This is a genomic window from Silvimonas sp. JCM 19000 (assembly GCF_054652575.1).
On the sequence record NZ_BAAIHC010000029.1, the window covers coordinates 24455 to 49869 of the forward strand.

The window sequence follows — 25415 nt, forward strand, 5'->3', positions numbered from 1 at the left end:
ACCTGCCTGGTACGACCTTCCCCTGATTAATCCCCACGCAGCCCCGGCCTTTACGCAACGGTGACCTTTGTTCACTACTTTGCGAGGTTTATATGTCCGCTGTATTTGCTGCCAGCCGCTTTAACGCCGATCGCTTTACCGGTTTGTTCATCCCTCTGGTCACACCGTTCCGTGACGGCCAGGTTGATTACGCCGCCGCCCAGAATCTGGTCGCCCATTTGCTCAAAGGGGGCATCGATGGTCTGGTCATCTGCGGTACCACCGGCGAAGCGGCCACGCTGAATGAAGGTGAGCAAACCCGCTTGCTGATGGCGGTGCGCGAAGTCAGTGGCGACTTGCCGCTGGTGATGGGGCTGGCGGGCAACGACACCCAGTGCGTGGCCAAGCGAGCTGCGGCGTTGTCAGCCCTGGCCGATGGCTTGCTGGTGAGCGCGCCCTATTATGTGCGGCCGTCGCAAGCCGGCTTGCTGGCCCACTTCAACGCGGTGGCAGCCGCAACCCCGCTGCCCATCGTGCTGTACAACATTCCGTATCGCACCGGCGTGAATATCGAATTGCCGACCCTGCAAATGCTGGCGGCGAATCCGCAGTTTGTGGCCATCAAGGAAAGTGGCGGCGGCAATATGCCGCAGTTGCTGGCGACCATCGCCGACACGCCCTTGCGAGTGCTGGGGGGCGAAGATGCCTTAATCATGCTGACCGCCTGCGCCGGGGGGCGCGGTGCCATTGCGGCCGCCGCTCATATCCGCCCGGACTTGTATCGCCGCATGCTCACGCTGGTTGCGGCGGGCGACCTGGCGGGCGCCCGCGCCATTTCGCAAGCGCTGGCGCCGTGGATCAAACTGCTGTTCAGCGAACCTAATCCGGCCCCGATCAAGGCGGTGCTGGCCATGCAAGGCTTGCTTCGCAACGAATTGCGCTTGCCCATGCTGCCGGTGACGCAGGATTTGCAGAATCAGCTGGAGACACTGCTGCCGCAGATTCTGGCGCTGTAAGCGCCTGCCGGTCGGCGCCCGGCGGCAGCAAAAAGCCCCGATCCCGGCACATACGCGTGCAGGAGCGGGGCTGGCCCGGCCGTGGAGGCGGTGGCTTAGCTGCGGTAGTCGGCGTTGATCTTCACATAGTCATACGAGAAATCACACGTCCACACCGTCGCCGCAAACGCGCCGCGCGCCAGTTTTACGGTGATGCTGATTTCAGCTTCCTGCATCACGCGTTGGCCTTGCTCTTCGGTATAGCTGGCGGCGCGGCCGCCGTCCTTGGCCACCAGCACGTCGCCCAGCCAGACTTCGAGTTGGTCCGTGTCCAGATCAGCCACGGCCGAATAACCAATCGCGCACAGAATCCGGCCCAGGTTGGGGTCGCTGGCAAAGAAGGCGGTTTTGATCAGCGGCGAGTGGGCGATGGCATAGGCCACAGCGCGGCATTCTTCGCGCGTGGTGCCGCCTTCGACGTTGATGGTGATGAACTTGGTGGCGCCTTCGCCATCGCGCACGACGGCCTGCGCCAGTTGTTGCGATACCGCCAGCAGCGCGTCACGCAGGGCAGCGTAGTCCGGATGTTGTTCGCTGTCGATTTCGGCCGCACCGGACTGGCCGGTGGCGATCAGCATAAAGCTGTCGTTGGTTGAGGTATCGCCGTCGACGGTAATGCTGTTGAACGAACGATCCGACAGCCATTGCAGCAGGGGTTGCAGCAGCGGCTGAGCGATGCTCGCATCGGTGGTCAGATAGGCCAGCATGGTCGCCATATTCGGATGAATCATGCCCGAGCCCTTGCACATGCCGGTGATGGTCACGGTCTGGCCGCCCAGCGTGATCTGGCGGCTGGCGGCTTTGGGGGCAATGTCGGTGGTCATGATGGCACTGGCGGCCTGGGCCCAGCTGGCTGGCTGCAGATCAGCCACGGCGGCGGGCAGTGCGGCGATGATTTTTTGTTGCGGCAGCGGCTCCAGAATAACGCCGGTCGAGAACGGCAAGACCTGGGTCGGTGCAATATCCAGTGCTTGCGCCAGCGCCACGCACACGTCTTTGGCGCGTTGCAGGCCATCAAGACCGGTACCGGCGTTGGCATTGCCGGTGTTGACCACCAGCGCGCGAATGTCGTTGCCCGCGGCCAGGTATTCGCGGCACAGGCGCACCGGCGCGGCACAGAATTTGTTCAGGGTAAACACGCCTGCGCTGCGGCTGCCTGCGGCCAGTCGCATGACGACGACGTCCTTGCGCCCCGCGGTTTTGACACCGGCAGAAGCGATACCGAGTTCGATCCCTTTAACGGGATACAGGGCGGCAGGATCAAGGGCAGGCAGGTTTACGGGCATGACGCGGTTTCCTAAGGGGGCACAAAAAAGAAAACCAAGGATACCGCAGAGCGGGTGACGCTGGAATGACGGGCTATGCGCGCCAGGTCAGACGCGGCAAGGCTGCGTTCAAGCAAACGAGGCGTTCGCCAGCGCGGGGGCCAGGCTGGCGGCGGCACCGGCCATGCTGACCAGATGTACACCACGCACCGGCTCGCTGCGCAGGCTGCTTTGTTCGGTGCGCAGATAACTGCCTTGCCAGCGCTGCCGCACTTGCAGCTGGATGCCGAGCGTGGCTTGGGCCAGATCGACCAACGCATCATCGACGGTCTGGTCGTCGAACAAGGTTTCGGCCGGGCTGGCGGTCTGCGCATCGCCAATCAGGATGTCGCTGCCGTCCGCGCCGGTGGCCATGATCAGATGCATGCCATGGCGTGCCAGTTGCGGCGCCACAGCTTGTTGTTGCTCGCGCAGCGTCTGCACGCTGGGGCATTGGGCAAAGGCGGAATAGTGGGTCAGGCTCAGGCCGCTCAACACGGTGGGACGCGCCGGTTGCGGCGCATCGGCTTGCACATTGAGCACGTGCAAACGGCAACGGGATTGCTGCCATGGCGTGTTCCAGCTGGATGGCATCCATGGATGCTGACCTGCCGCCACAAAGATGCGATCCGCTTTGAGCACGCCCGTGGGCGTATGCACGCGGCCCGATTCCACTGCCAGCACCTGGCGATGCGGAAAATAATCGATGGCGCGCGACAACCAGCGCGTCATGGCTTCGGAGGCGATGCTGGGATCGAGCTGGATTTCGTCGGCAAAGTACAGCGCGCCGGCCGCGTGCGGCAGGGCCGCGTCAAGGTGGGTGGGATCAAGCCAGTCGGCACGGCGCGCGCCAGCCGGGGTGCTGTCCATGAATTCTTCGGCGACGCGGGTTTCCAGCATGTCGCGGCACAGCAGCCACAGCCCGCGCGTATCTACGGCGAAGCCGGCCTTGCCAGCCCAATCCAGCCACCAGCGGCGGCTTTCCTGCACCAACGCTTGTTGCTCCGGCCCGTGCCCCACTTGCAGCATGCTGCCGGTATGGCCGGGATCGATGCTACCGCCTGTCTGCAGCAGGGCCACGCGCAAACCGCGTTGATGCGCCATCCAGGCGTGGCTCAACGCAGTGATTCCGCCACCGATAATGACGACATCGTAGGCTTGCTCGCGCAACATTTTCCCTCCGGGGAACCCGGCAATCCGGGGTGCAGACAGTGTGCTGATGGTGACTGTTGGCTTGTGGCCAGGGTTGGCCGATCCAGGGTCTGGATCAGCGAACGGTAATACTAGGCCGGAATGATGAGCGCGCGGCCGCTGTTTGTCAGCTTGTTTCGTAAGCTTGTCGGTCGAATTCTGAGAAAATGCGGCAAATTCACGATAAATCAGTTACTTGTATCAACAAGCGTCGCAACGGCGTGGGGATCCCCGCCGCCAGCGCCTGCGCCGGGCTAAACCAGCGCAAGCCGTTTTCTGCCACGCCGCTCACGCCAGCCACGCGCGCGGGCAAAGGCGTGATGGTGAGGCGGAAGTGGGTAAACGTATGCACCAGCGGAGGCCACGCCGGGTCGGTTTCGATATGCAGACCAAAGCGCGTCTGCATGGCGGCTTCGGCCTCCAGCGTGGTCGGCACCTCGGGCAAACTCCATAGCCCGCCCCAGATGCCCGAGGGGGGACGTTGCTCCAGCAGCAAGCGGCCATCGTCGCCGCGCAGCAGCAACATCACCGTTTCGCGCTCGGGCAAGGTTTTCTTCGGCTTGGGCCACGGCAGTTCAAGCTGGCGGCCTTCGCGCCGCGCCACGCAGTCGTCCTGCATCGGACAGGCCAGACAGGCTGGCTTTTTGGGCGTACACACCGTAGCGCCAAGGTCCATCAGCGCCTGGGTATAGGCGGGCATATCGGCCGCAGCAGGCAGCAGCGTTTCGGCCAGTGCCCACATGCTGTTTTCGATGGCCTTGCTGGCCAGGTTGCCCTCGATGCCCGCCCAGCGCGACAACACGCGTTTGACATTGCCATCCAGGATGGCTGCCTGGGTGTTGTAGCTGAAGGCGGCGATGGCGGCAGCGGTAGAGCGCCCAACGCCGGGCAGGCTGGCGATATCGGCGGGCGCATGCGGAAAAATGCCGCCAAAGCGGTCGCGCACCTGCACGGCTGCAGCGTGCAGATTGCGCGCGCGGCTGTAATAGCCGAGCCCGCTCCAAAGGGCCAGCACATCATCCAGTGGTGCGGCGGCCAGGCTGGCGATATCCGGAAACCGCGCCAGAAAACGCGCGTAATACGGAATCACGGTAATGACCTGGGTCTGCTGCAACATGATTTCGGACAGCCAGACGCGATAAGCGTCCTGCACTTGCCATGGCAGATCGTGCCGGCCGTGCGTGGCGTGCCAGCGCAGCAAGCGTTGAGAAAACGGTGCGGTCATGGCCAACTTAGTGTTTGCGGGCGGTGGGTGCCGGCGACGGCGTCGGCGTGGGCTTGCCGCTGGATTTACGCCGGGCGGCGTCGGCGGCGGCTTGCGCCTTGAGTTGCGCCGCGTGTTCGGCCGCGGCTTTTTCTTCCGCCGCTTTCTGCCGCGCCAGCCACTGGTTTTTCAGCGCGGAATAATCGACGTGATATTCCGGCGAAGCCAACCCGCCGCTCAGCGAGATGGGCAAAGACAAACCGGCCAGGCCAGCCAGCTCCGGCACATGTGAGTTGGTGACGGCTTTCATCTGATAGTCGATCACGCCGATGCCCAGGTCGATATCGCCCGCGCCGGTCAGTTTGACCACGCCGGTGGCGACCGCCAGATCATCATTGCGCGCCACGCCGTCTTTCAATTCCAGACTGGCTTGCAACTGGGTAAAGCGTGTTTTGGCGTCTTGATCAGCAGGCTGGGTGACTTCGGTGCCGAGCAGCGCCAGTTGCTTGCTGGTATTGCGCAGCAAGGCCTCGACGTCGATGCCGCGGATGGCGCCTTGCTTCAGTTGCAGATGCGCGTTGCCGGTGGCGGTGCGGCGCAGATCGGCCAGCGAACTACCCTGCGCGGCGATATCCAGATCAACCTGGCCGCGGCCTTCAAAGCGGCTGGTATCCAGCACATCAGTCAGCAGCGTATTGATATTGGTGTCGCTCAGGCGTTGCTGGATGCGGATTTGCGGTTCCGGCGCGCTGGCATCGACTTCCATGCGGCCCTGCAAACGGCCTTCGTAGATGGTGGCGGCCAGTGGGTCGAGCGTGAGCTTGCCGTCATGCGCGGCAAAATTCATCGATAGATCGTCGATATGCAGGTTCTTCAGCACCAGCTCGTTGATACGGACCTGACCCTGGGCGCGTGCGCGTTCCAGCCATGCCATATCCAGATCGCGGCCTTGGTCGATCTGTTTTGCGCCATCGGTCACGGCGGGCAGATAGGGCGTCAGGTCGAGTTTGTTGACGTCGATATTGAAGTGATATTCCGGCGTGACAAAATCGTTGACCGTTAGCGCCGCTGACATGGGTTCGCGATCAAGCTGGCCCTGGCTGGACATGCTCATGGTTTCGCTGCGCAGATCCAGCATGGCATGGCCGCGCGATTCCAGCTTGATATCGCCGCGCGGCAGCGCCGAATTGCTGTAGCTGCCATTCAGAATGTAATCGGGCAGGCGATAGAGCGTGCCATCCTGAATTTCGAGCGGACTGGCGAAGTTGGCCGCGATTTTCTGGCCCGGGCTGGACATATTGAAATCAATGCGTGCGGCATTGGCGCGCAGCAAGCCGCCTTGCTGGCCCGACAGCGTTGGCACTTGCATGCGCGCTGACAGCTTGTTGCCGGGGCTGTGCATATCAACTTGCAGGGCGAGGCGGTTCAGCGACAACACATCGCCGACGATCTTGATTTCGGGCAGATCCAGCGAGGTATTCCAGTTCTGTTCTGCGCGTTTGCCGGAAGCCGACAAATGCAGATCACCGCCGGTGAGCCGCAGTGGCTGCCAGCCATACACCAGATTGCCTACGCCGGTGACGCTGACATCGGCCAGTTTGAGCGCCGGGGCGCTGTCTCCACGTTGTGTAATGGAGGTCTTGAGATCGGCGACCAGCAGCCGGCGTTCTTGCGCGTGGTAGCGCATGGCGGCATTGGCGGTGATCTTGCCGCGCCATTGCGGCGCTTGTTGCGGGCCGATCTGCAATTCGCCTTGTAGATACAGGCTGCCGGTTTTGGGATCGCCCAGGTTATCCATATACAGATCAAGGCCAGCCACGCGGAACGATTCATTCAGGCCGTTATCGCGGTAACGCAGATCAGCGCCTTTAAAGATGACGCGATCCAGATTAAAGCGCAGGCCATTGCCCACCTGGTCCGGCTGCGCCAGCAAATCGTCAAAGTTATAGCTGCCGTCGGGGCGATGCTCGATATTGACGACCGGCTTTTTGAATTCAACGCGATGCACTTCAAAGCGACCGTGGCTAAGCAAAGGCCAGATCGATAACTGAATGCGCATTTGCTGCGCCTGGGCAAAGATGGCGGGCTTGTCGGGGTCGCTCAGGCTGACGTCTTGCAGCAGCAAGGCCGGGCGCGGTAACAGCACCACGCGGGTACGGCTGGCGGTCAATGTCCGGTGGCTATCGCGCTGCAACTGCGCCACCAGCGCCGACTGGGCAAAGTCTGCCTGCACAAAATACGGGACGACGCCAGCCAGTGCCAGCAGGGCCACGAACAGTAACAGGGTCAGTCGAAAGGGGCGGGAATGGCGCAAATCCACGTGCTGAGGGTGCCGTTTGTTATGTGGTATGTTTACCGAAGCTAGGGATTATCCCGAACAGACGGGATTTTTTCAAAGATCGTACGCTGTGCTCGCTGTCGCCCCCCTTGCTGCGTGGCCCGCTTCACAGTGGCGATGCCCGCGTTTTTTGTGTACCGATTGCCTACTCACTGGAGTCCTCATGCCGTTTCGTACTGAAATCAAGGTGCGTGGTTATCACCTTGATCTATATGGCCATGTCAACAACGCGCGCTACCTCGAATTTCTGGAAGAAGCACGCTGGGGCATGATGGAAAGCCACGGCGATCTGCAGTGGTTCATGCAGCAACGTTACGCCTTGGTAGTCAGCCGCATTGATATTAATTACCGCCGTCCCGCCACCATGGGCGATGTCATTGTGGTGGAAACCAGCATGGCGCGGCTGGAAGAACGGTCCTGCATCGTGGCACAACGCATCGTGCGCGCCGACAACGGCAAGCTGGTGGCCGAGGCTGAAGTCACTATCGCAGTGGTCCACCCGGAAACGCCGGGGGCCTTGCCCATGACCGGCGAAGTGGCGGATCGGTTCAATGCGCTGGCTCAGGCGGCAGCAGCATGAAGCAGCTACGCTTGTGGGCGGCATTGCTGGCGCTGGCGCTGCTGGCGGCGTGCGGCGGCATTCCGCATGATCTGGAAAAACCGCGCGTCACGCTGGCGGGCATCAATTTCAAAGATGCCAATCTGCTGCAGCAACGCTTTACCTTGGCGCTTGATATCCAGAACCCCAACAACATCAGCGTGCCCATTTCGGGGCTGAATGCGGCCTTGTCGGTCAATGGCGAAGAGATGGCGACCGGTGTTTCCAACGAAGCCGTGACTATCCCGGCGCTGGGCGATGTGGTGGTGCATATCGATGTGGTCAGCAATCTGGCCCAGTTGCTGCGCCAGGTACGCAATATGGGCAATGGCCAGGCCCCGAGCTACAAACTGGCGGGCAAGCTGTTCCTGCCGATCCGCCCCGATGGCATCGCTTTCGAAAAGTCCGGCGAACTGCCGCCGGCAGAGCAATGGCTGCCCAAACAACTGCGTAACTAGAACGGTGTATGCATGAGCGAACCCAAGTCCGAAGACGAGATCAAGGCTGAGGCCCTGGCTGAACTGGCGGCCGATGAACCCGCCGCGCCGGTCAAACTGTCGCCCTTGGTGGTGCATAAAAAGAAATTGATCATGGGCGGCATCGGCGCCACCGGCCTGGTGTTGCTGGTGCTGGGCTTGCTGATCGGACTGGGTTTGCGTGCGGCGCAACGTGTCGGAATGCAAAAGCAGATTGTGGGTCTGCATGTCTCGCTGGATGAAAGCCGCGAAACGGCCAAGGGGCTGAAGGAACATCTGGACGAAGCCAAGGCCAGCCAGAGTGAAATCGCCAAAGAACTCGAGGATGTGCAGGCGCAACTGGCTTCGGCAGTGGCGGCGGCGTCCGAGGCGCAGGCCGCCTTGGCAGCCGTCACCAAAGCCAGCGCGCCTGCGCTGGCGGCCAAAGCAGGCGAAGGCGGCACCGCAGCGGCCTCGGGCCCGCAGTATCTGAAATTCGGCAACGGCAATTGCGTGCTCGAAGTGGGCGCAAAAAAAGATCCGATCAGCCTGCAGCAATGCATGGCCGGGCATAAAGCCCCATAAGCCGTAGCTTGGCGCCAGACGCAAAAAAGGGGCCCGTGGGCCCCTTATTGTTACTTCAACGTCCTTGCTTCATTCCGATAGCTACCGGAACGGTTCTGCGATCTCAAGAGCGAGTGACCTCGCTGCGGCGTCATCCAGAACGGGGGAGGGGTTGAAGGCCCGGAATAAACTAATCAACGCATCGTTGACCGTACTCGCTAAGCCTTCAAAAAAGTCGAATCGCATGGCGATCTCCTGATCAGAAGGGTTCACTAACTACGTCATGTGCAGGTGGCGTCTGCTTGTCAGACACCTCGTTGCAGGAGTGTCGTCTCCTGCCGCGCGGACACCGCTGCCGGTGCCGGCCTGTTGACACAACTACGTCTGCAACCAGCCCTATGCCGGTGCAGCGTGGAGCAATTTACCAGACGCGTTGGTGCATGGTCAAATCGACGGCTTTATAAAATCGTAATAAAAACAGCATATTGGAAAATTTTTCAAAGCGGTGCACGGTGATGCGTCTGGCTGGTGCGCGTAAAAAATGTATGCTTTCGTGATTCCATCCTCACTTTTATCCCCGCTCAGGACCCGCCTGCCATGACGCACCCGCTTGCTGAACATTTTGAGAAACTGACTGGCCAGCTTGAAGCGCTGATCCAGCGGCTGGATGCCACCTTGCCGCCGCCGCCCGAGGCCGTGGACTGGTCGGCCAGTGCGTTTCGCTGGCGCCAGCGCGATGGCCGCGGTTATCTGCAAGCGGTTAAACATATCCACCGGATTGATCTGGCGGATCTGCAGAATATCGAGCCGCAAAAACACAAGCTGGTGGAAAACACGCGTCAGTTTGTGCAGGGCAAACTGTCCAACAACGTGCTGCTGACCGGCTCGCGCGGCTGTGGCAAATCCTCGCTGGTCAAGGCGGCGTGGAATGCCTACAGCGATACCGGCCTGCGTTTGATCGAAGTCGACAAGGCGCATCTGACCGATCTGCCCGATATCGTGGCGCAGGTGGCCGAGCGTGCAGAAAAATACCTGGTGTTCTGCGACGATCTGTCCTTTGAAGAAGGCGATTACGGCTATCAGGCGTTGAAGACTGCGCTGGATGGTTCGATTGCGGCACCGAGCGCCAATGTGCTGATTTACGCCACCTCAAACCGCCGCCATCTGGTGCCGGAATACTTTGCCGAGAACGAGCAAACCCGCCATGTGGGCGATGAAATCCACTTTGCCGAGGCCATCGAAGAAAAGATCGCCTTGTCTGAGCGGTTTGGGCTGTGGCTATCGTTCTATGGCTTTAGCCAGCCGGAATATCTGACTGCGGCGCGGCATTGGCTGGCGCAGTTTGGCGTGCCGGACTGGACCGACGAAGTGGAGCGCGAGGCGCTGCAATGGGCCTTGGGGCGCGGCGCCCGCAGCGGGCGTATTGCATGGCAGTTTGCGCGCGACTGGGCGGGCAGACATTAAGCCAGCGCGGGGGGCGAGCTGGCTTAACTGGCGCGGCTGAGCGGGCGCGCTAGCGCTTGCAGCAGATCGATGCGCTCGCCCTGCGCCGGCTGGAATTCTTGATAAAAGCGCGGCAGATTGGGTTCGCACAATAAACTCGGCGGCACCGCGATCATGTAATCGGCCGCGTCTTCCGGGCTCAGGTCAGCCAGCGGTTTGATCTTGCCTTCGGTAAAAAACGTGGGCCGACCGCTGTCGAGCAGCAAGCGCGCCAGGCGGCGGGTATCCTGCATGGGTGCGCCGCGCAGCAAATGGCGTGTGCCGTCGCGCACGATCAGGACATTTAGGCCCAGACCATAGGCCACGTCGTCTTCGATGCGCGCGGGGGAAGGGGCAATGATGGTGCAAACCGTGCTGGCGTCGGCCGCCAGGACAAGCACTTTTTGCCAATGCCGCATGCCGGCTTCGGGCTGGATTTCAATAACCTGTTGTGACACGATGAGCCGCCGTGATCCGCTTTATTACTAAGTTGATAAGCAAGATGATGTTAGTTGTTATTTACCGCGAAGAAAACTGTCAAATTCTAACGGCACGCCAGGTGGTCACAGCATGAGCGACGCACGCAAGGTAGTGGACGTGGCGGTGGGTGTGCTGTTGCGGGCCAATGGTCAGTTCTTGCTCGGCAGCCGTCCAGCGGGCAAACCCTATGCCGGCTACTGGGAATTTCCGGGCGGCAAGCTTGAAGACGGCGAAACCGCTTTGCAAGCGCTGCAACGCGAATTGCACGAAGAAATGGGCATTACTGTGACCGCGGCCACGCCGTGGCTGACCCAGCGCTTTGTCTATCCGCACGCTACCGTGCGCCTGCATTTTTTTCGGGTCACCGCATGGGACGGCGCGTTTGAAGCGCGGGAAGGCCAGCAGTTTGCCTGGCAAGCGCCGCGTGATCTGACCGTATCGCCCATCCTGCCCGCCAACGGCCCCATCATGCGCGGCCTGCAATTGCCGCCCCAGCTGGCGCTGTCCAATGTGGCCGGGCTGGGTGAGCAGGTCTGGCTGCAGCGGCTGGCGCAACGCCTGACGCAAGCGGCGCCTTTGTGGCTGATCTTGCGCGAACCGCAGTTGGCGCCGTCGGATTTTGCCACGCTGGCTGAGCGCGTGATCACACCGGTGCAAGCCGCAGGCGGCCGCATTCTGTTGCATAACCATATCGATCTGGCGCGCGAGTTGCAGGCTGATGGCGTGCATCTGAGCGTGCAGCGCGCGTCCGCATTGCAGGCGCGGCCACGCGGCCTGGATTGGGTAGGGGCCTCCGTGCACAACGCGACTGAATTGCAGCATGCGCAGCACATCGGTGTGGATTACGCGATGCTGGGTCATGTTTTACCCACCGCCAGCCACGATCATGTGCCGCTGGGTTGGGATGGCTTTGAGGCGTTGATGCATGTGGGCTGGCCGTTTCCGCTGTATGCGCTTGGCGGCCTGGCATCCACTGATTTGCCGACAGCGTTGCAGCACGGTGCTCATGGCATCGGCCAACTGAGCGGGGCGTGGCAATGAAACCGCGCGCGCCGTGGGCCGCGTTGGCGGGCATTGTGGTGGTGTTGCTGTTTGTGGCGTGGAATCAGGGGTGGTTAAGCCTGGGCAAGCCTGCCGCTACCCCCGCGTTGCATCTGGGATGTTCCGATCTGCAACGCGGCTGCAGCATACTGGTCAACGGCGCGCACTACCGTGTCAGCACCACGCAGCCTCTGAGTGGCGCACATCCAGTCGATCTGGTGCTGGAGGGCAGCGCCATCAAAGCGGCCACGGCGTCGTGGCAAATGAATGGCATGGAGATGGGGCCGAACCAGTTCAGGTTTGCCCGTCAGGGCGAGCGCTGGACTGCCGAGACCGCCTTGCCGCTCTGCAGCCAGAGTCGTCGTGACTGGTTGCTGACTATGCAGATCGATGACGTCACCGTATTGATCAATACCGTCAGCCAATAGGCGCGCGGTAGAATCGCCTTTTTTGTCCGAGCGGAATTCCTCCATGCAATTTGCGACCTGGAACGTCAACAGCCTCAAAGTGCGTTTGCCGCAGTTACTGGAATGGCTGGCGGCCAATCCGGAATTAACCGCGGTGGCACTGCAGGAAACCAAGCTGGAAGACAGCGCCTTCCCCAAAGCAGAGCTGGAAGCCGCCGGTTATCACGTCGCCTTTATTGGCCAGAAAACCTATAACGGCGTGGCCATCGTTGCCCGTGCGCCGTTGGAAGACGTAGTCGTCAATATCCCCGGCTTTGATGACGAACAACGCCGCGTCATTGCCGCGACCGTCAATGGCATCCGCTTTATTTGCGCCTATGTGGTTAATGGCCAGGCGCTGGCTTCAGATAAATACGTTTACAAGCTGCGCTGGATCAAGGCCCTGACCGATTACGTGGCGAGCGAGCTCAAGCAATATCCTGAATTGATTCTGGCGGGGGATTACAACATCGCGCCGGAAGATCGCGATGTGCATGATCCGGCCAAATGGGTGGGCGAAGTGCTGGTGTCGGCTCCGGAACGTGCGGCATTCCGCCAATTGCTGGCGCTGGGTTTGATCGATTCATTCCGCGAATTTGAGCAGCCCGAAAAATCGTTCAGCTGGTGGGATTACCGCCTGTTTGCCTTTAAACGCAATGCCGGTTTGCGTATCGATCATTTGTTGATTTCCAAAGCACTTAAAGAGCGACTCAACGCTTGCGTAATCGATAAAGAACCGCGCAAAGCCGAGCGTCCGTCGGACCATACGCCGGTAATCGTCACGATCGCCTGAGGCCGCCCGCGCTTTGTACCTGCCGTGTTGCCAGCGTAATGCAACGTAACGTACACGCCCGGCCGATTTGGTGCAGAATGGCGGGGTTTTCATACCAGCAGCCCTTTGTATTCATATGGATAAAGCAAAACTCCTGTCCGGTAGCACGCTGTTTTGCGAGCTGACTGCAGACGAACTCGAAGGTTTGGGCCAGAACGCGGAATTACGCGCCGTGCGCGCCAAGACCACGGTGGTGGCCCAGGGCACGCCGGGCGACGAGATGTTTGCAGTGCTGCATGGCCGGCTGAAGGTGGTGCGCAGTACTGAGGACGGTCGCGAAGCCACGCTGTGTCTGCTGGAGGCGGGCGAGGTCTTTGGTGAGCTGGCGATGCTGGATGGCGGCATGCGTTCTGCCAGCGTCGAAGCGCTGGAACCGTGTGAGCTGCTGGTGCTGCGCCGCGAATCGGTGATGGACTATCTGGAATCGCATCCCAAAGTGATGCGCCAATTGATCGCCGCCTTGTGCCAACGGCTGCGTGGCGCGGACGATCTGCTGCAAGACACGCTGTTTTTGAATCTGCCGCAACGACTGGGCAAAATGCTGCGTTCGCTGGGCGAGCAACATGGCGATCAGACTGATCGGGGCGTGTTGATTGATCTGAAACTGACGCAGCAAGAAGTCGCCAATCTGGTCGGCGCCAGCCGCGAATCGGTCAACAAACAATTAAACGCCTGGGTCGACGATGGCTTGATCGATCTGGCGGGTGGCTATATCCGCCTGCTGCGCGCAGAAGATCTGCCGCACTAACAATAGGGTGGGTCATGCCCCACCACTCAATGCCGCGTCTTGATGCTACCGAGTTCGCATCAACGGCTTTGAATGGTGGGTCATGACCCACCCTATTTTGCATCCGCCATTACCAAGCGAAGTGCACTTCCTTGGCCCCGCGCTCGTTAACTACGGTGGTGCGGGTTTGCTGCGCGTCATCCAGCTGCGCGTTCACCTTGTAGCGGCCTGCTGGCAGCTTGGCCAGCAGATACGGCCCGCTGGTGGTGGTATCCAGCGCTACATTGCCTTTGGCATCAGTGACCTGCACTTTTACGCCGGACTGATATTCACCATCGCGCCCGGTAAACAGCAAGCGCATGTTGTAATCCTTTTCCACTGATTTGAGCTGCGCCATTTCTTCATCGCCAACGCCACCGCTGACATATTCAGCACCATTGGCGCTGGTTTGCGGTTGCATGGTGGCCATATCGTCGGCCCATGCGTGGGCACCCAGCAGTGACAGCGCCAGCAAACCGCCGGCCAGAACCTGGTTACGTTTTTTCATAATGCTTTGCTCCTTGTGCGGACATCGAATGCCCGGGTGGGGATAGGCGCCGCGTCATCAGACATGCGGCCCAACGTGAGCCAGTGTGCCAGGCCACCCGGCAACAAAAAACCGGCCAGAGGCCGGTTTTGCTGTCGGATATGGCTTGCGCCGGAGCTGAGCTTAGCGGCTGAGCGTACCGGTGGGCGAAATCATCGTCAGTTCAACAAAGTTGGAGCCATTGCGGCGCGGATTGCTGAAATCAACGGAATAACCACCCAGATCAAACTTCTTCATATTGCTCAGCGCGGTAAAAACGCTGGCCCGATTGGGATTTTTGCCTGCGCGCTTGAGCGCTTCAACCAGAATGCGGGCCGACATATAACCTTCCAGCAACGCATAAGTCGGATATTCATCCGCTTTAAGGAACGGCTCTGCATCTTTCTGGAAGTCGCGGATTACTTTGAGTTGCGCATTGGTGGGTGCAGGAAACACTTGCGACAAACCCAGACCGCTGGCGCTGCTCTTGCCCACGGCGCGAATCACATCGTCGTATTGAATGGCGGACAAACCATAAACCTGCGAGGTGCCGCCTTGATCACGGAATTTCTTTAAAAACGTAGCGGCCGGTTTTGAAATCGCAATCAGGATCACCGCATCGGCGTTTACCTTGGTCATGGCGGTGGCGGCTTCGCTGGTATCGCCGGTCACGCGGTCATACCATGCTTCACCCGCCAGTTGCATATTGCGCTTGGCCAATTCGGCCTTGAGCGCGGTATAACCGGCCTGGCCAAAACCATCTTTCTGCGCGACCACCGCAATGCGATTTACGCCCAGATGGTCTTTAAGCAGGGCGACGATTTTTTCAATTTCCTGGGTATAACCGGCGCGCGTCTGAAAGAAATACGGGCTGCCCGGATTGCGCACCGATTCGGCCCCGGTAAATGCGCCCACCAGCGGAATACCCGCTGTTTCCAGTTGCTTTGAATTAAGCAACTCCTGCATCGGTTGGGTGCCGTAATAACCAATCAATGCCACGGCTTTATCGTTGTCGATCAAGGCCTGGGTATTAGCCAGCGTGCGGATGGGGTTGTAACCGTCGTCTTTGGTAATCAGGTTGATTGGCTCACCATTAATGCCGCCTTGCGCATTAACCCGACCAAAATAGATAGAGGCACCCAGTGCCAGGGCCTTGCCGGTATCCGCAGCGATACCAGTGGTGGGAACCGATTCGCCGATGACAATATCGGCATGTACTACGGGTGTGGCGATCAAGCTCAATGCAAACAGCGACTTACGCAACATGACGGGCCCCCGGATTACTTTTTGAGAATTGTGCGACTGATCTTAGATTAATGTCTGCTGATGGTATAGTGGCGGCTCGCGTTCAGAGGGGAAATGCATCATGCGGCGTGCCGTTTATGCCGGTAGCTTTGATCCAGTCACCAATGGTCATTTGTGGATGATCGAACACGGCGTGCGCCTGTTTGACGAAATGATCGTGGCCATCGGTGAAAATCCGGACAAACGTTATACCTTTAGCGTGGAAGAACGCGTGACCATGCTGCGTGAAGCCACACAGCATTTGCCCAATTTGCGCGTAGAAATATTTGAGAACCGGTTTCTGGTGGATTACGCGCGTGATCGCAATGCCGATTACATTATTCGCGGCATCCGCGAAGCCGCAGATTATGAATTCGAACGCAAAATGCGTTATGTGAATGCCGATCTGGCACCGCATATCGACACCATCTTTTTGATGCCGCCGCGAGAAATCGCCGAAGTCAGTTCTACGATGGTAAAAGGCCTGGTCGGGCCGGATGGCTGGAAAGACGTGGTGGGGCAATATGTGCCCGCGCCCGTGTTTGAGCGTCTGGTGAGCTGGCATATGTCCAACCGCGGCGGCTAAGCTGTTCTGATAGCGCGGCCGCAGGCTGGATCTGTTTGATTGATTTACGACCGCCGCCGCCCGCGCGCTTTTGCTCCGGGCGGCGGTGGCATTTGAAAGAAGCACTCTGATGTCTGATATCACCAGCTACCGTAATCGTCTCGCCAAAAACTTCAAACACTGGAGCAAATGGGCGCGGCGCAATGAATTGTCCTGCTTTCGCGTGTACGACCGCGACGTGCCCGAATTTCCGGTCATCGTTGACTGGTACGACGGCCGCGCCAATCTGCAGGAATACGACACAGGCTGGGTGCAGACCGACGAAGACCACGAAGCGTGGCTGGCCGATATCTGGTACGCCACGGCCGAAGCGCTGGGCATTCCCGAGGACAACGTCACCATCAAGACGCGCCAGCGCCAGAAGGGTGACAGCCAGTACGAGAAAAACCAGTTTGACGATGACGACCACACCGCGCACGAATACGTGGTGATGGAGCAGGGCCTCAAGTTTCTGGTTAACCTGGAAGGCTATCTGGATACCGGGCTGTTTCTGGATCACCGCAATACGCGCCAACGTGTGCGCGAAGAAAGCGCCGGTCGCCGCGTGCTCAATCTGTTCTGCTACACCGGCGCCTTCTCGGTCTATGCCGCTGCGGGCGGGGCCAAGGCCACCACGTCGGTCGATCTATCGAACACTTATCTGGACTGGACCGCGCGCAATATGGCGCTTAACGGTTTTGAAGGCCCGCAACATCGCCGCGTGCGCACCGACGTGCTGCAATACCTGGAAGAAAGCCGTGATGGTGGCTGGCTGTACGATTTGATCGTGCTGGACCCGCCCTCGTTTTCCAATTCCAAAAAGATGCAGGGCGTGCTGGATATCCAGCGCGATCATCGCTGGCTGGTGGAGACGTGTCTGGATATGTTGCATCCGGGCGGCGTGTTGTATTTCTCCAATAACTTGCGCACGTTCAAGCTGGATGCCGCACTGGAACCGTTGTGCACCGATATCACGGCTGAGTCGATACCTGAAGATTTCCGCAACAAGCGCATTCATCAGTGCTTCCGCTTTGAACGCCCGGCGGCATGATGCGACTGCTGGCAGGCCATTGACCAGCGTGGCCGTCAGCCCTTAAATTTGGACGCTTCTGGCAGGGTTGTGGTTGGTTGTGAAAAAAGTCTTAACGTCTTGTTTATTTGCACTGTTATCGACGCATGTGTGGGCAGGCGCGCAAGAAGAAGAAGCGCTGTCGGCCTCGGTGCAGTCGTCCATGGCCCGTTCGATTGATGACGGCGTACAGCCACGTCTGGTGTTCGATAACGCGGCCATGGGCCAGGTCTGGCTGACCGATATGTCAAATCGGCTGGCGCGCAAGATTCCCGACGAATTCATGCGCCGCAAGTTGCTGACCTCGGTGCAATACGAAGCCACCCGTGCCGGGCTCGATCCGCAAATGGTGCTCGGGCTGATCAATGTCGAAAGCGGCTTCAACCGTTATGCAATCTCATCGGTCGGCGCGCGTGGCTTGATGCAGGTTATGCCGTTCTGGCAGCGCCAGATTGGCACGCCGCAGCAAAACCTGTTTGATATGAACACCAATCTGCGCTACGGCTGCACCATCCTGCGCCACTATCTGGATATCGAAAACGGCGATCTGTTCCGCGCGCTGGGGCGCTATAACGGCAGCCTGGGCCGCCCGGAATATCCGAATATGGTGTACGGCGCCTGGAAAAACCTGTTTGCCTGGGGCCAGTCCGGCACCGTCGCCAGCCGTTAACATCCGGCCGCTGTTCTGCCTTACAAACCCGCTTTCTGCGCGCATGCCGCATGGTAGAATCGCGCTCTTTCGCAGCGAGCGTTTGCATCATGGCCACATCACTTCCTTCGCATCCCATCGGCGTTTTTGATTCCGGCGTGGGCGGGCTGACCGTGGTACGTGCTTTGATGGACCGCTTGCCGTTTGAAAACATCGTCTACTTTGGCGATACCGCCCGCGTGCCCTACGGCGTTAAATCCACCAGCACCATCGAGCATTTCACCCTGCAGATCGTCGACTTTTTGCAGCGGCAGAACGTCAAGATGTTGATCATCGCCTGTAACACCATGGCTGCTGTCGCCGCTGAAAAAGTGCGCGAAATCAGCCCTCTGCCGGTGCTGGACGTCATCGAATCGGGCGCGCTGTGCGCCGTGGCTGAATCAAGAACCGGCGGCATTGGTGTGATCGGCACCCCCACCACCATCAACAGCAACGCCTATGCGCGCGCCATCCACCAGATGGACCCGGATTGCCGCGTGTATTCGCAAGCTTGCCCGCTGTTTGTGCCGCTGGTGGAAGAAGGCTGGCTGGATCACCCGGTCACGCGCCTGACTGCGCAGGAATATCTGAAGCCGGTGTTTGTTGAGCAGATCGACACGCTGGTGCTGGGCTGCACGCATTACCCGCTGCTCAAGCCCATGCTGTCCAGCATGACCGGCGACCTGAAACTGGTGGATTCCGCTATCGCCATCGCCGACCAGACCGCCGAATTGCTGCAACAACAAGGCCTGGCTAACACGCAACGCTGCATGCCCGATTACCGCTATTTTGTGACTGACGTACCGCTCAACTTCCGCAATGTGGGCGAGCGCTTTCTGGGCCGCAACCTGGGCGCCATCGAACAGGTGAGCCTGGACCGGTTATGAACAAAGAAACGCGCCGCATCTTTTACCAGCGCCTGGCCGAACTCGACCCGAACCCGACCACCGAACTGGCCTACACCACGCCATTTGAACTGCTGACTGCGGTGCTGTTGTCGGCGCAAGCCACCGATGTGGGCGTTAACAAGGCGACGCGCCGCTTGTTTCCCGTGGCCAATACGCCGGCCGCCATCCTGGCGCTGGGGCAAGAGGGGCTGGAATCTTATATTTCGAGCATTGGCCTGTATCGCAGCAAAGCCAAACACCTGCTGGAAACCTGTCGCATCCTGCTGGAACAACACGGTGGCGAAGTGCCAGCAGAGCGCGAAGCACTCGAAGCGCTGCCCGGCGTCGGCCGCAAAACCGCAAACGTGGTGTTGAATACCGCTTTCGGCCACCCCACGCTGGCGGTCGACACGCATATCTTTCGCGTCGGCAACCGTACCGGCCTGGCCCCAGGCAAGGACGTGCGTGCGGTCGAAGACAAGCTGCTGAAAGTCACCCCGCCCGAATTTCTGCTCAATGCCCACCACTGGCTGATTCTGCACGGCCGCTACGTCTGCAAGGCACGCCGTCCGGAATGCTGGCGCTGTGTGGTCAATGACGTGTGCGATTTCAAAGGCAAGGAACTGACCCCACCGAAGGGGCGCTAAGGCGGCGCTATTTAACATCCTGGCTGACGTTATGGTATGCAGGATGAAACAGTGGCGACTTCATGCTTCAATCTCAGCTGCCGCCCACCTCATTCATAAACTCGACCGACATGATCGTTACCCACGCCGAACTCGCCGCCACCCTTGAACACGCCGAGGCCCAACATCTATTCCAGCAAGTCACCGCGCTGCAGCAGCTGTCCGGCAATACCGCGGTCCGCACGCAAGAGATCGCCAATGGCATCGCGGCGTTTACGCTGCCCGAGTTTGGCCGCAAGCTGAACCACGTTACCGGCATTGCCATGGGCGCGCCGGTGAGCGCCGCCGCGTTGGCGCAGCTGGAAGCGGGCTACGCCGAGCTGGGCCTGCCCGTCGAAATCGACGTCTGCCCGCATGCCGATGCCTCCATCCTGCCGCTGCTGGCGGCGCGCGGTTATCACGTCAACGCGTTCAGCAATAGCTATGTGCTGCCGCTGTCCGAAGCGGATACGGCGGTCACTGATTATCCCGATATTGAAATCCTTAGCGGCTCGCAGCTGGCGGATGAGGTATTTATCGAGCACTGCATTGCGGGTTTCGCCGTCCAGGCCACCGCGCGGCCGGTGAGTTTGCTACGCGCATTGGCGCAAATTGCGGTGCTGCGCGCCGACACCCAACTATTTGCCGCGCGCATCGACGGCCAGATCGCAGGCACCGCAGGGCTTAGCTTGTTACCGACGCCGGGCGGCGCCGTGGCGTATCTATCGATTACCAGTACCGTACCGGCATGGCGGCAGCGCGGGGTGCAAACCGCGTTATTGCAGGCGCGGTTAACGGCCGCGCGCCAGGCGGGCTGCGCTCTGGCTAGCGTCTCGGTGCGCCCCGCCAACGTTAGCGCGCGCAATGCCGAACGTGCCGGGTTCCGCCTGGCGTATACCAAAGCCACATTCAGCAGGTTGGGCGTGGCGTAAAGCCGGCCTTAATCAGGTCACTAGAATGACGCTGGGCTGCGGCATGGTTGGTATAGTTGGCGGCAACGTCTTGCTATTTGTTCAATTTCTGGAAATCTTGAATGTCGTCGCGTCTGGAATCGCAAAGCAAATTTCTAAGTCTGGTTTTACGCCACAAACCCGAGCAGATTGGATTAACTCTGGACGCCAACGGCTGGGCTGATCTTGATGAGCTAATTGAGCTGGCACGTCAGTACGGTGCGCAACTGGATCGACCCACGGTATTGGAAATTGTGGCCACCAGTGACAAGAAGCGCTTTGCACTGAATGAAGATCAGTCACGGATACGCGCCAGTCAGGGGCATTCGGTGGCGATCGATCTGGCGCTGGCTCCCGTGGAGCCTCCCGCCATGCTGTTTCATGGCACGGCAACGCGTTTTGTGGATTCGATCCGTGAGCAAGGGCTGCGGCCGGGTAGTCGTCAGCATGTGCATTTGTCGCAGGATGTTGCCACGGCGACTACGGTGGGGGCGCGCCATGGGCGTGCAGTGGTTTTAACGGTAGACACCGCAGCCATGCAGCGCGACGGCAAGGTCTTCTACCGGTCGGAAAACGGAGTGTGGCTCACGTTGGCGGTGCCCCCGCAATATATCGACTTTGCGGATGCCAGCGAGCCTTGAAGTGGCCGCAAATAAAAAGGGGCAAGCGCCACCGCGACGCTCGCCCCTCGATTCATTGGCCCTTTAGCTCAACGCCTTCTCAATCCGCCCCAACGCTTTTTCCAGGTTGCCCATGCTGGTGGCAAACGAAATGCGGAAGTAGCCTTCCGCGCCAAAGGCCGAACCCGGCACCACGGCCACGTCTTGCGTATCAAGCAGATAAGCGCCCAGCGCCAGATCGGTGGCTTCGCTGATTTTGCCTTCAGCGGCCAGCAGTTTGATCGCCTCGCGCGCGTCGACAAAGGCGTAGAACGCGCCACCTGCCACCAGGCATTTGAGGCCGCGGATGCTGTTGAACTTGTTCACCACAAATTCGTGGCGCTGGTTAAACGCTTGCAGCATCGGCTTGATGCAATCCTGGCTGCCCACTAGCGCGGCTTCGGCGGCCACTTGCGAGATCGAAGTCGGGTTGGAGGTGGATTGCGACTGGATGTTTTCCATCGCCTTGATCAGCTTGGCCGGGCCCGCCGCGTAGCCAATACGCCAGCCCGTCATCGAATAGGCTTTGGAAACGCCATTCAACAGGATGGTTTGTTCGTACAGATCGGGGCAGGCGTTCAGGATGTTGTAAAAGCGCGTGTCGCCCAGCATCACGTGTTCGTACATGTCGTCCGAGGCAATCAGCACGCCCGGATGTTGTTTCAGCACTGCGCCCAGTGCTTTCAGTTCTTCCAGCGTGTACACCGCGCCGGTTGGATTGGACGGGCTGTTCAACACCACCAGACGGGTGCGCGGGGTGATGGCGGCTTCGAGCTGGGCGGCGGTCAGCTTAAAGCCTTGCTCGATGCCACATTGCACGATCACCGGCTTGCCTTCGGCAATCAGCACGATATCGGGGTAAGACACCCAGTACGGCGCGGGTACGATGACTTCGTCACCCGGATTGATATAGGCCTGGCACAGATTGAAGAAGCTCTGCTTGCCGCCCACCGACACCAGAATCTGATTAGCCGCGTAATCCACACCGTTATCACGCTTGAATTTGTCGATGATGGCTTTCTTCAGCCCTGGCGTGCCCGAAACCGGTGTGTATTTGGTAAAGCCTTTATTGATTGCCTCGATGGCGGCGGCCTTGATGTGGTCCGGGGTATCGAAATCGGGCTCACCCGCAGCCAGTGCAATCACGTCGCGGCCTTCAGCCTTGAGCTTGCCGGCTTTGGCGGTGATGGCGAGGGTGGGGGATTCCTTGATGGCGAGTACGCGGTTAGACAGTTGCACGGTGCAGATCCTTCAAGCGGTCACGGTGACAAAACCGAGAGTTTAGCGCGCCGCGTGCCGCTGCTGTAGTTGCGGCTGTATCTGATGCCACAGAAAAGTAAACGCTGCGTACGTCGCGGCTGGCTCGGCTATTCTCAAGAGCAATCCCCTCGCCGATAGAGAGCGTAATGCCCAAGCGTTCCTCCGATAAGCCGATCCGCCGCTACCCGCTACATATCCATATCGCCTGGCTGTTTATCTTGTTGATTGTGGCGTTTGCGGCAGTCAACACCTGGTATAACGACCGCCAGGCCAGCCGCATGCTGCTGACCGCGTCACGCACCTTGTTTAACCAGATTGGCGCGCAAACGGCGGAACGGCTGGATAACCTGTATCGCAATGCCGGAACCGCGGTGGATTTGCTGGCGAATACGCAGTTGCTGCGCGCGCAAACGCTGGAACAACGGCTGCGCAGTCTGCCCTACCTGCAACAGTTGTTGCGCAACCAACCGTCTTTGACTGCCGCCTATGCCGGCTATGCCAACGGTGATTTCTTTTTGCTGCGGCACGTGCCCAACAATGCCGCATTTCGCCAGACCTACACGCCGCCGCTGGCCGCGCGCTGGTTGTTGCAAAGTATTGAAACCGTCAACGGCCAACGCGAGGGCCGCTTTCTGTATTACGACGATCAGCTACGTTTGCTGGAAAACCGGCTGCAACCCGACTACCACTACGACCCGCGTCGCCGCGCCTGGTATGAAGCCGCGCGCTTGCATGACAAACATATCTTCACCGAGCCCTACGTGTTTTTTACCACGCGCGAACCCGGCGCCACCTTTGCCCGCCAGGCCAACGATGGCGCCGTGGCAGGGGTGGATGTCACGCTGGCCGAGGTCAGCCAGTTGCTGCGGCAAAAGAGCATCACCGCACACAGCGAACTCGCGCTGATCGGGCCGCATGGCAATGTGCTGGCCTATCGTGAGCCCGACAAGATAGTCCGCCCGGAAGCCGACGGCAGTTTGTCGCTGGTGGGCATCGCCGAGCTGGGCGTGCCCGCAATCGCTGCGTTGATGGGCGACCGCAGTCACTTTGCCGATGAGGCCGCCCCCTTGCACGTCGAAGGCGAGGATTGGTACGGCTATGTCGCGCGCATCGTGGTCGATGGCCCCGGTGACCAGTTGTTGCATCTGGCCATGGCCGCGCCGCAGCGCGAGTTGCTGGCCGATGCACGCCAGTTGCGCCTGGAAACCGCCTTGATTGCGCTGGCGCTGTTGGCGATTGCGGTGCCGATCGCGGTGTGGTTTTCGCGGCTGGCTTCACGGCCGATCCGTGCCTTGATCGAGCAAGCGCGCGCCATCCAGGCCATGCGGTTTGATACTTCGGTAGAAACCCGTTCGGTGATACTGGAAATCCACGAGCTGGCGCATTCAATGCAGCAAATGCAGGCCACCATCGGGCAGTTTCGCGATATCGGCGATGCCCTGGCCGATGAGCGCGATTTTGATCAGTTGCTGGCGCGCATCCTGACCGAGACCGTGCTGATGGCACAGGCGCAAAGCGGCATCGTCTATCTGACCGAGCCGGACGGCAGCCTGCGCGCGCGCCAGGCCTGTCAGCAGGACCAATGCATTTTGCTCAGCCAGCCGCTGCCGCTGCTCAACCCGGCCAGCGATCCGCTGCACCCTGCCTTGCTGGCGCAAAGCAGCATGCAAACCTGGGTGGGGCAGGTAGAAATGGGGCCGCTGGATACCTGGTTTCACGCGCTGCAACGCTTTGGCCAACCGCGCACGCTGGTGGCGATTCCGCTGAGTAACCGGCAAGCGCAAAGCGTGGGCGTGCTTTTGCTGTTTTTGCCTGAGGGCCAGGTCGAGCCCGGTCTGGCGCAGATGGCTTTGCTTGAGGCGGTCTCGGGCACGGCTGCCGTCGCGCTGGAAACACAGCGGCTGATTCAGGAACAGCAAGCGTTGCTGGAGTCATTTATCCAGCTGGTGGCAGGCGCTATCGACGCCAAGAGCGCCTATACCGGCGGCCATTGCCAACGTGTGCCCGAGCTGGCCCGCATGCTGGCCGAGGCCGCTTGTGCAACGCGCGAAGGCCCGTATGCAGATTTTGCGATGAACGAAGACGAGTGGCAGGCGCTGCATATTGCGGCGTGGCTGCACGATTGCGGCAAGGTCACCACGCCGGAATATGTGGTCGATAAAGCCACGCGGCTGGAGACCTTGTATGACCGTATCCACGAAATCCGCACTCGCTTTGAAGTGCTGAAGCGCGATGCCGAGGTGGCCTACTGGCAGGGCCTGGCCCAGGGCGGCGACGAGGCCGCATTGCGGGTAATGCGCGATCAGCTATGGGCGACGCTGGATGCGGAATTTGCTTTGGTGGCACGCAGCAATCAGGGAGGCGAGGGCATGGACGAGGCCGATATGGCGCAGCTGCGGCAAATCGCGCAGCGGACCTGGCAGCGTACGCTGGATGATCGCCTGGGCTTGTCACACGAAGAACTGGCGCGCAAGCAAAGCACCGCGCCCGCCGGCTTGCCCGCCACCGAAGCGTTGCTGGCCGATAAACCGGAGCACATCTTTGAGCGCGGTCCGCGTGATCAATTGCCGCAAGGGCATGGCTTTGTGATGGATGTGCCGCACGACCTGTATAACCGCGGCGAACTGCATAACCTGTGTCTGGGCCGCGGCACGCTGACGGCGGAGGAACGTTACAAAATCAACGAGCACATCATCCAGACCATCGTGATGCTGGAGAAACTGCCGTTTCCACGCCATTTGCGCAACGTGCCGGAGATTGCCGCCGGGCATCACGAAAAAATGGATGGCACCGGTTACCCAAGGCGCCTGACGCGTGAGCAAATGAGTCCGCTGGCACGGATGATGGCGATTGCCGATATTTTTGAAGCGCTAACGGCGGTCGATCGGCCGTACAAGCAGGGCAAGACGCTGAGCGAAGCGCTGGCGATCATGGCGCGTATGCGCAGCGATGGGCATATCGATGCCGAGTTGTTCGAGCTGTTTTTACGCGGCGGCGTGTACCTGCACTACGCCAAAGTGTTTCTGCGCCCCGAACAAGTCGACGCGGTAGATATCAGCAGATACCTATAGGGTGGGTCACGACCCAC

General features: G+C 60.0%; 25 protein-coding genes. 17 read left to right on the forward strand and 8 right to left on the reverse strand.

Features of this window, described 5'->3' with window-relative positions; all coding sequences use genetic code 11:
- The first annotated feature begins 92 nt into the window (after positions 1-92).
- Positions 93-995 carry a 4-hydroxy-tetrahydrodipicolinate synthase gene (dapA, locus tag ACYQ1A_RS19030; RefSeq protein WP_499364622.1) on the forward strand — a complete coding sequence of 301 codons (903 nt, stop codon included), beginning with the start codon at positions 93-95 and terminating at the stop codon, positions 993-995.
- A gap of 95 nt (positions 996-1090) precedes the next feature.
- Here the strand turns inward: dapA and argJ are convergent, their stop codons facing one another.
- The 4 genes from argJ to ACYQ1A_RS19050 form a co-directional block, all read right to left on the reverse strand.
- Positions 1091-2320 carry a bifunctional glutamate N-acetyltransferase/amino-acid acetyltransferase ArgJ gene (gene argJ, locus ACYQ1A_RS19035; RefSeq protein ID WP_499364625.1) on the reverse strand — a complete coding sequence of 410 codons (1230 nt, stop codon included), beginning with the start codon at positions 2318-2320 and terminating at the stop codon, positions 1091-1093.
- Positions 2321-2428: 108 nt separating this feature from the next.
- A complete protein-coding gene (locus ACYQ1A_RS19040; protein ID WP_499364627.1) occupies positions 2429-3511 on the reverse strand; it encodes an NAD(P)/FAD-dependent oxidoreductase in 1083 nt (360 codons plus the stop codon).
- A gap of 196 nt (positions 3512-3707) precedes the next feature.
- Positions 3708-4754, reverse strand: a complete 1047-nt coding sequence (gene mutY / locus ACYQ1A_RS19045) for an A/G-specific adenine glycosylase (RefSeq protein WP_499364630.1) — start codon at positions 4752-4754, stop codon at positions 3708-3710.
- A gap of 7 nt (positions 4755-4761) precedes the next feature.
- Entirely contained in the window at positions 4762-7053 is a 2292-nt protein-coding gene (locus ACYQ1A_RS19050) for an AsmA family protein (RefSeq protein WP_499364632.1), read from the reverse strand.
- 181 nt (positions 7054-7234) lie between these two features.
- Here ACYQ1A_RS19050 and ACYQ1A_RS19055 point away from each other — a divergent pair, with 181 nt between their 5' ends.
- From ACYQ1A_RS19055 to ACYQ1A_RS19070, 4 genes are all read left to right on the forward strand, one after another.
- The gene (locus ACYQ1A_RS19055) at positions 7235-7651 is read left to right on the forward strand and encodes an acyl-CoA thioesterase (protein WP_062225339.1); all 417 of its coding nucleotides are present in this window, start codon (positions 7235-7237) and stop codon (positions 7649-7651) included.
- Positions 7648-8127 (forward strand): LEA/WHy family protein, encoded by a 480-nt coding sequence (locus tag ACYQ1A_RS19060; protein WP_499364634.1) that lies wholly within the window; start codon positions 7648-7650, stop codon positions 8125-8127. The genes ACYQ1A_RS19055 and ACYQ1A_RS19060 overlap by 4 nt, the downstream gene beginning before the upstream one ends.
- Positions 8128-8139: 12 nt before the next feature.
- Positions 8140-8709, forward strand: a complete 570-nt coding sequence (locus ACYQ1A_RS19065) for a hypothetical protein (protein WP_499364635.1) — start codon at positions 8140-8142, stop codon at positions 8707-8709.
- Between the two features lie 576 nt (positions 8710-9285).
- The gene (locus ACYQ1A_RS19070; RefSeq protein ID WP_499364636.1) at positions 9286-10152 is read left to right on the forward strand and encodes an ATP-binding protein; all 867 of its coding nucleotides are present in this window, start codon (positions 9286-9288) and stop codon (positions 10150-10152) included.
- Positions 10153-10175: 23 nt separating this feature from the next.
- Here the strand turns inward: ACYQ1A_RS19070 and ACYQ1A_RS19075 are convergent, their stop codons facing one another.
- The gene (locus ACYQ1A_RS19075) at positions 10176-10628 is read right to left on the reverse strand and encodes a hypothetical protein (protein ID WP_499364639.1); all 453 of its coding nucleotides are present in this window, start codon (positions 10626-10628) and stop codon (positions 10176-10178) included.
- 112 nt (positions 10629-10740) lie between these two features.
- Here ACYQ1A_RS19075 and ACYQ1A_RS19080 point away from each other — a divergent pair, with 112 nt between their 5' ends.
- The 4 genes from ACYQ1A_RS19080 to ACYQ1A_RS19095 all read left to right on the forward strand — a co-directional run bounded on the left by ACYQ1A_RS19080 (position 10741) and on the right by ACYQ1A_RS19095 (position 13717).
- On the forward strand, positions 10741-11691 hold the full coding sequence (locus ACYQ1A_RS19080) for a Nudix family hydrolase (protein ID WP_499364641.1): 951 nt from the start codon (positions 10741-10743) through the stop codon (positions 11689-11691).
- Positions 11682-12119, forward strand: coding sequence for a hypothetical protein (locus ACYQ1A_RS19085; protein WP_499364644.1), 438 nt, complete (start codon positions 11682-11684; stop codon positions 12117-12119). The genes ACYQ1A_RS19080 and ACYQ1A_RS19085 overlap by 10 nt, the downstream gene beginning before the upstream one ends.
- Positions 12120-12162: 43 nt before the next feature.
- Positions 12163-12930 carry an exodeoxyribonuclease III gene (xth, locus tag ACYQ1A_RS19090; RefSeq protein WP_499364647.1) on the forward strand — a complete coding sequence of 256 codons (768 nt, stop codon included), beginning with the start codon at positions 12163-12165 and terminating at the stop codon, positions 12928-12930.
- A 115-nt stretch (positions 12931-13045) separates the two neighbouring features.
- Positions 13046-13717, forward strand: coding sequence for a Crp/Fnr family transcriptional regulator (locus ACYQ1A_RS19095; protein ID WP_053937534.1), 672 nt, complete (start codon positions 13046-13048; stop codon positions 13715-13717).
- A gap of 109 nt (positions 13718-13826) precedes the next feature.
- Here the strand turns inward: ACYQ1A_RS19095 and ACYQ1A_RS19100 are convergent, their stop codons facing one another.
- Together ACYQ1A_RS19100 and ACYQ1A_RS19105 are read right to left on the reverse strand one after the other, a co-directional pair.
- A complete protein-coding gene (locus tag ACYQ1A_RS19100; protein ID WP_499364650.1) occupies positions 13827-14243 on the reverse strand; it encodes a hypothetical protein in 417 nt (138 codons plus the stop codon).
- A 162-nt stretch (positions 14244-14405) separates the two neighbouring features.
- Positions 14406-15527 (reverse strand): ABC transporter substrate-binding protein, encoded by a 1122-nt coding sequence (locus ACYQ1A_RS19105; protein ID WP_499364652.1) that lies wholly within the window; start codon positions 15525-15527, stop codon positions 14406-14408.
- A gap of 100 nt (positions 15528-15627) precedes the next feature.
- On the opposite strand from ACYQ1A_RS19105, the gene coaD reads away from it, so the two are divergent.
- The 7 genes from coaD to ACYQ1A_RS19140 all read left to right on the forward strand — a co-directional run bounded on the left by coaD (position 15628) and on the right by ACYQ1A_RS19140 (position 21049).
- Entirely contained in the window at positions 15628-16131 is a 504-nt protein-coding gene (gene coaD / locus ACYQ1A_RS19110) for a pantetheine-phosphate adenylyltransferase (protein WP_499364655.1), read from the forward strand.
- Between the two features lie 109 nt (positions 16132-16240).
- The gene (locus ACYQ1A_RS19115) at positions 16241-17200 is read left to right on the forward strand and encodes a class I SAM-dependent methyltransferase (protein ID WP_053937530.1); all 960 of its coding nucleotides are present in this window, start codon (positions 16241-16243) and stop codon (positions 17198-17200) included.
- A gap of 79 nt (positions 17201-17279) precedes the next feature.
- Positions 17280-17888 (forward strand): lytic transglycosylase domain-containing protein, encoded by a 609-nt coding sequence (locus ACYQ1A_RS19120; RefSeq protein ID WP_499364657.1) that lies wholly within the window; start codon positions 17280-17282, stop codon positions 17886-17888.
- An 89-nt stretch (positions 17889-17977) separates the two neighbouring features.
- Positions 17978-18793, forward strand: coding sequence for a glutamate racemase (gene murI, locus ACYQ1A_RS19125; RefSeq protein WP_499364659.1), 816 nt, complete (start codon positions 17978-17980; stop codon positions 18791-18793).
- Entirely contained in the window at positions 18790-19440 is a 651-nt protein-coding gene (nth, locus tag ACYQ1A_RS19130) for an endonuclease III (protein ID WP_062222447.1), read from the forward strand. The genes murI and nth overlap by 4 nt, the downstream gene beginning before the upstream one ends.
- 62 nt (positions 19441-19502) lie before the next feature.
- Positions 19503-20390 carry a GNAT family N-acetyltransferase gene (locus ACYQ1A_RS19135; RefSeq protein ID WP_499364665.1) on the forward strand — a complete coding sequence of 296 codons (888 nt, stop codon included), beginning with the start codon at positions 19503-19505 and terminating at the stop codon, positions 20388-20390.
- A gap of 101 nt (positions 20391-20491) precedes the next feature.
- A complete protein-coding gene (locus ACYQ1A_RS19140) occupies positions 20492-21049 on the forward strand; it encodes an RNA 2'-phosphotransferase (RefSeq protein ID WP_062222455.1) in 558 nt (185 codons plus the stop codon).
- 63 nt (positions 21050-21112) lie between these two features.
- Here ACYQ1A_RS19140 and ACYQ1A_RS19145 read toward each other — a convergent pair whose 3' ends face one another.
- Positions 21113-22306, reverse strand: coding sequence for a pyridoxal phosphate-dependent aminotransferase (locus ACYQ1A_RS19145; protein ID WP_499364669.1), 1194 nt, complete (start codon positions 22304-22306; stop codon positions 21113-21115).
- 167 nt (positions 22307-22473) lie between these two features.
- Between ACYQ1A_RS19145 and ACYQ1A_RS19150 the strand changes: the two genes are divergently transcribed.
- Positions 22474-25398, forward strand: coding sequence for an HD domain-containing phosphohydrolase (locus tag ACYQ1A_RS19150; RefSeq protein WP_499364671.1), 2925 nt, complete (start codon positions 22474-22476; stop codon positions 25396-25398).
- Positions 25399-25415 lie beyond the last annotated feature (17 nt).